Source organism: Spirulina sp. CCNP1310, from assembly GCF_034932185.1.
Lineage (GTDB): Bacteria > Cyanobacteriota > Cyanobacteriia > Cyanobacteriales > Spirulinaceae > Spirulina.
This window is the reverse complement of sequence record NZ_JAYGHW010000031.1, coordinates 1-7,888: the sequence shown is the minus strand read 5'-3', so window position 1 is coordinate 7,888 and position 7,888 is coordinate 1. Positions and strand designations below refer to the sequence as shown.

Below are 7,888 nucleotides of genomic sequence, written 5' to 3'. Positions count from 1 at the left end.
CCCCCTCCAAGAGCAGGAAGCCACCATCGCCCGCACTCCTCAACCTGCCCCCGCACCCCAGGCGGCTCCTGCCCCCCGTACCGCCACGCCAGAATCCAGCATCCCCCTCCCCTTTAACTCGTTACCTCAAGTGGAGGAGGTGCGCAACTATTTCCAAGCCCGTTGGCAGCCCCCTGAGGATTTAACCCAAGGTCTGGAATACCGGCTTCGCCTCAATACCAATGGTTCCTTACAACGATTGCTGCCCCTGGGAACCACAGCGGCGGCATATCTCCCCCAAACCCCCATGCCCCGTTTAGGAGAAGCCTTTGTCTCCCCCCTAACCGGGGCGCAAACAGCGGAAATCCGCCTCGTTTTGGAGCGGGATGGCCAAGTGCGCACCTTTTTAGAGCGGGTCGGAGATTAAGGGTAGGGTGTGGTTAGGCAAAACCCTAACGCACCCGCTCCGCATCATTGGGCATTGCTATAGGCTACCGATTTAAACGCCATCTTGCCTGTGGCGGGATTAAACAAACCATAATGCGCTTCCCCTGGTATCCGCCCCACGTTTCCCACGCCGATCACATGGCGTTCGGAGAGGTGGGCCTGTTGGGAAAGGGGCGGCTGATCCAAGGTGATCACCTCAGCGGTGATTTCACTCTCAGCCAATTCCACATGGAAGGGTTTCCCCCAACGGCCCGTAAACAGATAATGGGCATCCATGCGCACGAGATAGTCCAACAATTCCCAGGGGGGCGTTGCCGGTGTGAGTTCATCCCGTACCCCTTGGCTACTGCCATGGACTAAAAGACAATCGAGTTCAAAAAAACCAAAGGGGAGCGATCGCACCCAAGCCACAGCCCCCTCAGGAACCGCCGCCATCAACGGCTCCACCCATTCCCGCTGAGGCTCCCCCCCCATCCACCCCAGCATCTGCAAATACTGCTCCTCCCAAAACCCGCTACAAATTTGGGGGGTTAACTCCCCCGCTTGGGGATGGGTCAACCGTTCCAACAGCGGCCCCACCGGCCCCTGCAACCCCAAAACATCCCCCAAAATATACAGATCCTCCACCGGCTGACGGCGCAGATCCGCAATCACCGCCTCATAGGCTGCTAAATTTCCTTCAATGCCCGTTAAAATTGCCCACATTTTGCCCCCTAACGTTCACAAACATGACTGGGATCATCGGCCCGCTCGGCAAACTCCAAACCCTGAGCTAACCGCCAAGCAAAAATCGGCGGCAACCCCTGGTCAATAATCGCCGCACAGGTTTTTTCATAGTCGTATGCCACCTCTCGCAATGTGATCTGATCCCCATCGGTGTCATAAATCACGTAGGTGGCGTTGGGGCGACCGTGGCGCGGTTCCCCCACAGAACCCACATTGACGATCCGCCGCAGGGGGGTGGTAAAGGCTTGCTCTCGCTGGTCTGGGGTGTGATGGAGTCGCACCGTCATCGTCCCCGCTTCTAGAGTGCGGACGTAGGGAACATGGGTATGGCCACAGAAGAGAATACGGGCATCAACGGCCAGCACCCGCTCCAAGGCGGCAAAGGCGTTCATTTCCGGCATCAGATATTCATGCTGATTTTGGGGGCTGCCGTGGGCAAAGCAGAGGTCATCCCGTTTGAGGGTGAGGGGGAGTTGCGCTAAATAATCCCGCACTTCTTCATGAATGCGGGCGTTTGTCCATTCATGGGCCTGTTTGCCCCGCGCTTCCGCCAGGAGGGAGGGATAGCTACATTCACAGGCATTTAAACCCTCGACAATATCCTCATCCCAACACCCTTGGCAGGTGGGAATATCTAAAGACCGAATCATTTCCACAACGGCATTGGGATGGGGGCCATAGCCCACCAGATCCCCCAAGCAATAGATTTCCTCAGCCCCCTGCTGATCGAGATCCCTCAGTACGGCATTGAGGGCTTCAAAGTTGCCATGAATGCAAGACAGCACAGCAATTTTCATAGGATTTGCTCCGAAAGGGTTGCAACAGGTTCTTGGGAATTGCGGAGTTGGGCTTGGTGGTGGAGGAGGAGTTCGTCACTGAGGCAACTGGCGGTGAGGCTGGCGGCGATCGCCCCCGCATCCACATCCCACCCCATCAACTCAATGCCACTCAACCCGGCGGGACGGCCCGTGAGGCAACGGGGCCGGGGCAATTCTTCATAGTGGCTGGGTTGTCCAGCATTGAAACTAAACCAAAAGGTTGAGCCATCGGCTAGGTTAAACAACCCCTTGGCCCGTTGCACCCGGCCATAGGCTCCATGGGTCAACTCATGCCATACCACATCTAAACTAGCGGGATCAAACACTTCCCCCGTCAGGGAGGATTTCTGCACCTGGTTCGGCAATTGGGGAACCATTGGCCCCATGCCCACTACCAGATCATCCGCCCAACTGTGCCATTCACTGAGGGCTACGCCCGGCGGTAAAACAGCAATGCGCGAACAGGGGACAACCTCCGGGAAGGAGGGCAAGGCGGCCAAATCCACATGAAAGCCCAGTTCCAAATACACGGGCCGTTGTTGGGCCCAATAGGCTACTTCCACCAATTGAGCCGCATCAATCGCTTGGATCGGGGTTTGACTTTCCAAATAGGCTAAATCGAGGCAAAACCCGCTTTGGCTAGGGGAACCATAGGCGGAACCTTGGGGATAGGTGAGGAGTTGTTCCCGAATCCAGTGGGTTTTACCACTGCCGGGGGGGCCGGCGACAAGGTAAAGTCCCGGTTGAGGGGGATGGGGTAGGGTTTTAGGCATAATCAGGAGTTCATGAACGATTCCCTCCGCCCATTTTTGGGGAAAGGGGCTGATGGGTTAAAGGGTGGCCGGGTTGAGGGCGTGACATTCCTTCAGGGCCGTTGCGAGGGCGGCTTGATCCAGTTGTCGGCCAATGATAATTAATTGACTAAAACGGGAGCGATTCCCCCAAGGTTCGGCGGTAATGGTGCAACGTTTGCCGCTGAGTTGGAAAATATGTTTTTGCTCACTTTCACTAAACCAGAGGATGCCCTTGGCGCGAAAAATATTGGCGGGTAAATCATCGAGGAAGCTTTGAAATTTTTCAATGGAAAGGGGGCGATCGCTCTGGAAAGAATAGGAAATAAAGCCATCATTCTCTAAATGTTGGGAATGATGATCATAGTGGTGGTCATGGTGTTCATGGTGATGATTATGATCGTGATGGTCATGATCATGGTCATGATCATGATCGTGGGAACCTTCCGGTTCAGCCGTTAACAACGCTTGATACTGACTGGGATTATTCGCCCCCACATCTAAAATCAAGGGCAAAGGAACTTCTCCCCGTTGACAGCGTAAAATCCGAGGGGCAACCTTACAATCATGAATGAATGCTTCCAATGCTGCTAATTTTTCCTCACTGGCTAGATCGGTTTTATTGAGGAGGATAATATCCCCATAAATAATCTGGTTTAATGCTGCTTCACTGTCAAAGTGATCCTCATCAAAGGCTTCCGCATCGACGAGGGTTAAAATTGAATCGAGGTGAATCAGTTCCCGCAATTCTGTACCCAGGAGCGTGAGAATAATCGGCAAGGGATCAGCAATGCCCGTGGTTTCAATCACCAAATAATCAATTTTATCCCGCTCTAAAACGCGATAAACGGCATCCACTAAACCTTCATTAATCGTGCAACAGATGCAACCATTGCTCAATTCAATCATATCTTCATCCATTGAAACCAATAACTGGCTATCAATGTTAATATCACCAAATTCATTCACTAAAACTGCTACTTTTAAATCTTGGCAATGGTTGAGGATGTGATTCAGAACAGTGGTTTTGCCGCTGCCAAGAAAGCCGGTGATAATTGTTAGGGGCATTCCTCGTTTAGGAATCGATGGCGATGGATTAGGGTTGGCATTCATCAGGAATTATTGGGGGGAATGGGTGAGTAATTGAGCGGCCTGTTTGGCGAAATAGGTGAGAATTAAATCAGCGCCGGCCCGTTTAATACTGGTGAGGGTTTCTAAAATCATTGTGTTTTCATCAATCCAACCCTGTTGAGCGACGGCTTTAATCATCGCGTATTCGCCACTGACGTTGTAGGCAGCAACGGGGATGTTGGTGGTGGCTTTAATCCGGGCGATGATGTCGAGATAGGCTAGGGCAGGTTTAATCATGACGATATCCGCACCTTCAGCAATATCGAGGGCCACTTCCTTGAGGGCTTCGCGGCTGTTGGCGATGTCCATTTGATAGGTTTTCTTATCGCCAAATTTGGGGGCTGAATCGAGGGCATCGCGAAAGGGGCCATAGTAGGCGGAGGCGTATTTGGCAGAATAGGCGAGGATGCTGGTGTGGTGATAGCCTGCGTTATCCAAGGTGCGGCGGATCGCCCCGATGCGGCCGTCCATCATATCGGAGGGGGCGACAAAATCTACACCAGATTCGGCATGGGCGATCGCCTGCTTGCACAATACGGCAACGGTTTCATCATTGAGAATGCGCCCCGTTTCATCCACAATGCCATCATGGCCCTGATCGCTGTAGGGGTCGAGGGCAATATCACTGATCACCACCAGATCAGGGATGGCGGTTTTGAGGGTGCGAATAGCACGGGGGATCAGGCCAGCGGGGTTATAGCTTTCCTGGCCCGTGTTGTCTTTTTGGGCTTCGGGGATGAGAGGAAAAAGGGCGATCGCCCCAATCCCCAACTGGGCCGCCGTTTTCGCCTCTTCCAAAAGCAGATCAAGGGTATAGCGAAAAATGCCCGGCATTGAGGGGACGGGAACCTGTTGATTTTCCCCTTCCATGACAAAGAGGGGATAAATCAGGTTGCTGGCTTGGAGATGGGTTTCGCGGACGAGGCGACGGATGGCGGGGTTGCTGCGGAGGCGACGGGGACGATAAAGGAGCGGGGCCGTTGGTTCTGGGCTGAGATCAACGGGTTCAAGGGCGGGAGTGTCGGGTAAAGTCATGGAGGGGCTAATGTGAGAATGGTTCTCATTCTATCCAAAAACCTGCCCTTTTTCAAGCCGTGATCATGGCGATCGCTCCCCCTGACCCAGGGCTGAAAGGGTTGATGCGTGGCCTAAGTTCCCCTCTTCCAACAATTACGGCCCTCGATCCCCTTCCCTGGGTGGGGGGTTTGCCGGTGGTGGATGAGCGGTTACGGTGGGAAAAACTGAAGGTGTTTGTGATGGGGGGATGGGCCGCGCTCCAAGTGGGGCCGACGGCGCGAAACCTCTCCGGGGCAAGGATGGCCTGTGAGCGGATTATTCCCACCCTCATCAAAGCCAGTTTGGCCTAAAAAATTTTAAGCAATTCTTAATCCCCTACATCCCCCACACAGGCATTGAACTTTCCGAGAAGATCCCCGAACAATAAAACCCAAAGCTAGGGATTGTTTGTCCTGGGTTAATGTTTTTGTGAAATCATAATGGTCAAATCATCAAGCTACAGAACCCTCTTAGGGGTGACGATGCGCGTCAGCGTGGCGATCGCCCTTACCCTCGCTGCCAGCGGTTGCGGCGCAACTCCCACCGAGACCACAGTTCCGCCCGCAACTCAAGATACTGCGGCAACCGATGGGACAGGAGAACTCACGCTCATTGCCAACGGCGAAGATTTCATGTACGACGGCATCACGAGTAAAGAAGGCTGGGAGATTAAATTTGATCACGTTGAGGTGATCCTCAATGATGTCACCGCCTACCAAAGCGATCCCCCCTATGATCCCGAAAGTGATGCCGCTTTGGTAGAAAAAGAAGCTGTTAGCCTCGTCACTCAACCCTCCCCCGTCACCCTCACTGAAGCCACAGCGGAGGAAATGGTCAAGGTGACGCAAAAGCCCGATGCCCCGGCAGGTTCCTATAATGCTCTGGGCTGGAAACTGACGAACATGGGGGATCAACCAGCTATCTTGCTCAAGGGAACCGCTAGCAAAGGCGATGAAACCGTTGCGTTTGAACTGAGCTTTGCCCATGAGGTGGCTTATCTTTGCGGTGAATTTGTCGGGGATGAGCGCAAGGGGATGTTAACCGCCGATGGTGCGGCAGAAGTTGAGATGACGTTCCATTGGGATCACATCTTTGGCCGGGCCGATCAAGCCCTTGATGATCAGATTAATACGGGAGCATTGGGGTTTGATCCCTTAGCGGCCTTGGCGGTCGAGGGGCAGTTGGTCGCCAATCTCACCGATCTGGAAAGTCGCCTCAGTGCTGCGGATTATGAAATTTTGATCCAAGCCCTTGATAATTTGGGCCATGTGGGGGAAGGCCATTGCCGCCGGGAAGCCTAAACCAAAATGTTGAGGGAGGGGTGATCGGTACACTAACGCCGATTGCCCCTCCGTTATGATTAACAATGTTATTGACTATGCCACGCTCTAAATCCTTGCTTTTACTCCTGCTCCTGTTTACTGGCGGCCTCATGCCTGTTCTTGCTCATGACCCTTCCCCAGCCTTGGCCCATAGTAGTTCTGTTGAATTTAACATTCAGCAAACGGTGGAATTAAGGGCCGTTTTTGAGGGCGATCGCCCCATGGACAATGCCCAAGTCACGATCTATAGCCCCGCAGACCCTGCCACCCCTTGGCAGACCGGCACCACCGATGAGCAGGGCCACTTCCGCTTTACCCCCGATCAGCCGGGCAATTGGGATGTGAAAGTCCGTCAAGCGGGCCATGGCACGCTCATCACGATCCCCATTGATACCGAGGGGGAAGCCGTTACCACCGTTGCCGAGGCGGGGGTAGCGACCCATTCGCCCTTACAGAAAACGATGATGGCGATCGCCACCGTTTGGGGCTTCATCGGCACAGCCCTCTTTTTCACCCGCAAACCGACAGATCCCTAATGCACATTCCCGACGGCTTACTCCCACCCCAGATCATGATTGGCGGCTATGCCCTCACCGGGGGCATCACTTGGTTCACCCTCCGCCAAATTCACCGCACCTCTGACCCCACCGCTCAACTCCCCAAGGCCTCCCTCCTGACCGCTGGCTTTTTCGTCCTCTCCCTGATCCATATCCCTGTCCCCCCCACGAGTATCCATCTCGTCCTCAATGGCTTAATGGGAATTATTTTGGGCTACTACGCTTTCCCGGCGATCCTGATTGGCTTATTTTTCCAGGCGGTGATGTTTGGCCATGGGGGGTTATCGAGTTTGGGGGTGAATGCCCTGATTATGGGGCTACCGGCCTTGTTGGCCTATGGGTTGAGTCAATGGGGAGAGGGGCGCAACTGGCGACAGATGACGCGGTTTGGGGGAGGGGCGATCGCCCTTTTTGCCGCTGCCCTCCTCTATGTAGGCTTAACCCTGAGCACGATCGCTCCGGAGCTTGATGCTGATCTCGAACGGGCCGCTATTGTTGCCGCCTTGGGGGGTTATGGCATCCAAGCCCTGATTGAGGGAGCTTTTACCGTCATGGCGATCAATTTTCTCGAACGGGTGAAGCCGGAAATCCTCCAACCCATGGCGGGGGAACCCCTACGACAAGAGTGAGAATGTGGATGCCAGAGGTAAAATGGGAGAGCGATCGCTCCCTTTCATCAGCCCTAAGATGAGGAGATTCATGCCATTAACTGAACTGATGAGCCAAATTCAAGAACTGCCAAAAATTGACAAGCTGCGTCTGATGCAATTCTTGGCAACTGAACTGGTCAAGGAAGAAGAAACAAATATTTTTGTTGCCAATCAAGAGTATCCGATTTGGTCGCCCTACGATTGCTCTGAAGCTGCGAATGTTTTGATGAATCTTTTAGTCACAAAACAGCAAGATCAAAATGGTTAATGCTCAAACATTTCCCTAGAGGGTATCTGTGAAGAAAAGATAAAGAAGAGGGGGGTGAAAGCCTCAAAAGAGGGAAAAAGGGGATAAAGAACGCAAGAGTAGAAAATGCCTAGACAAGGATACCCCAGCGATGTGAGCGACGC

At 53.5% G+C, this 7,888-nt stretch carries 10 protein-coding genes and 1 pseudogene; 6 read left to right on the top strand and 5 right to left on the bottom strand.

Features of this window, described 5'->3' with window-relative positions:
- Positions 1-406: pseudogene (locus VB712_RS07900) on the top strand (hypothetical protein); the annotation flags it as partial.
- 44 nt (positions 407-450) lie between these two features.
- Here VB712_RS07900 and VB712_RS07895 read toward each other — a convergent pair.
- Genes VB712_RS07895 through hemB form a run of 5 tightly spaced genes read right to left on the bottom strand, consistent with a single transcriptional unit; the run spans position 451 to position 4,927 of the window.
- Positions 451-1,131 (bottom strand): metallophosphatase, encoded by a 681-nt coding sequence (locus tag VB712_RS07895; protein ID WP_323253864.1) that lies wholly within the window; start codon positions 1,129-1,131, stop codon positions 451-453.
- Positions 1,132-1,139: 8 nt separating this feature from the next.
- Positions 1,140-1,949 carry a metallophosphoesterase family protein gene (locus tag VB712_RS07890; protein ID WP_323253862.1) on the bottom strand — a complete coding sequence of 270 codons (810 nt, stop codon included), beginning with the start codon at positions 1,947-1,949 and terminating at the stop codon, positions 1,140-1,142.
- A complete protein-coding gene (locus VB712_RS07885; protein ID WP_323253860.1) occupies positions 1,946-2,743 on the bottom strand; it encodes a hypothetical protein in 798 nt (265 codons plus the stop codon). Before VB712_RS07885 ends, VB712_RS07890 begins: the two co-directional genes overlap by 4 nt.
- 57 nt (positions 2,744-2,800) lie before the next feature.
- Positions 2,801-3,829: a GTP-binding protein gene (locus tag VB712_RS07880; RefSeq protein WP_323253857.1), complete on the bottom strand. Its 1,029-nt coding sequence runs from the start codon at positions 3,827-3,829 to the stop codon at positions 2,801-2,803.
- A gap of 51 nt (positions 3,830-3,880) precedes the next feature.
- The gene (gene hemB / locus VB712_RS07875) at positions 3,881-4,927 is read right to left on the bottom strand and encodes a porphobilinogen synthase (RefSeq protein WP_323253855.1); all 1,047 of its coding nucleotides are present in this window, start codon (positions 4,925-4,927) and stop codon (positions 3,881-3,883) included.
- Between the two features lie 65 nt (positions 4,928-4,992).
- Between hemB and VB712_RS07870 the strand changes: the two genes are divergently transcribed.
- The 5 genes from VB712_RS07870 (at position 4,993) to VB712_RS07850 (ending at position 7,745) form a co-directional block, all read left to right on the top strand.
- The gene (locus tag VB712_RS07870) at positions 4,993-5,259 is read left to right on the top strand and encodes a hypothetical protein (protein WP_323253854.1); all 267 of its coding nucleotides are present in this window, start codon (positions 4,993-4,995) and stop codon (positions 5,257-5,259) included.
- A 129-nt stretch (positions 5,260-5,388) separates the two neighbouring features.
- Positions 5,389-6,249, top strand: a complete 861-nt coding sequence (locus VB712_RS07865) for a hypothetical protein (RefSeq protein WP_323253852.1) — start codon at positions 5,389-5,391, stop codon at positions 6,247-6,249.
- 77 nt (positions 6,250-6,326) lie between these two features.
- On the top strand, positions 6,327-6,806 hold the full coding sequence (locus VB712_RS07860) for a carboxypeptidase-like regulatory domain-containing protein (RefSeq protein ID WP_323253850.1): 480 nt from the start codon (positions 6,327-6,329) through the stop codon (positions 6,804-6,806).
- Positions 6,806-7,456, top strand: coding sequence for a cobalt transporter CbiM (gene cbiM / locus VB712_RS07855; RefSeq protein ID WP_323253848.1), 651 nt, complete (start codon positions 6,806-6,808; stop codon positions 7,454-7,456). Before VB712_RS07860 ends, cbiM begins: the two co-directional genes overlap by 1 nt.
- Positions 7,457-7,526: 70 nt before the next feature.
- Positions 7,527-7,745 carry a hypothetical protein gene (locus VB712_RS07850; RefSeq protein ID WP_323253846.1) on the top strand — a complete coding sequence of 73 codons (219 nt, stop codon included), beginning with the start codon at positions 7,527-7,529 and terminating at the stop codon, positions 7,743-7,745.
- The last annotated feature ends 143 nt before the right edge of the window (positions 7,746-7,888 follow it).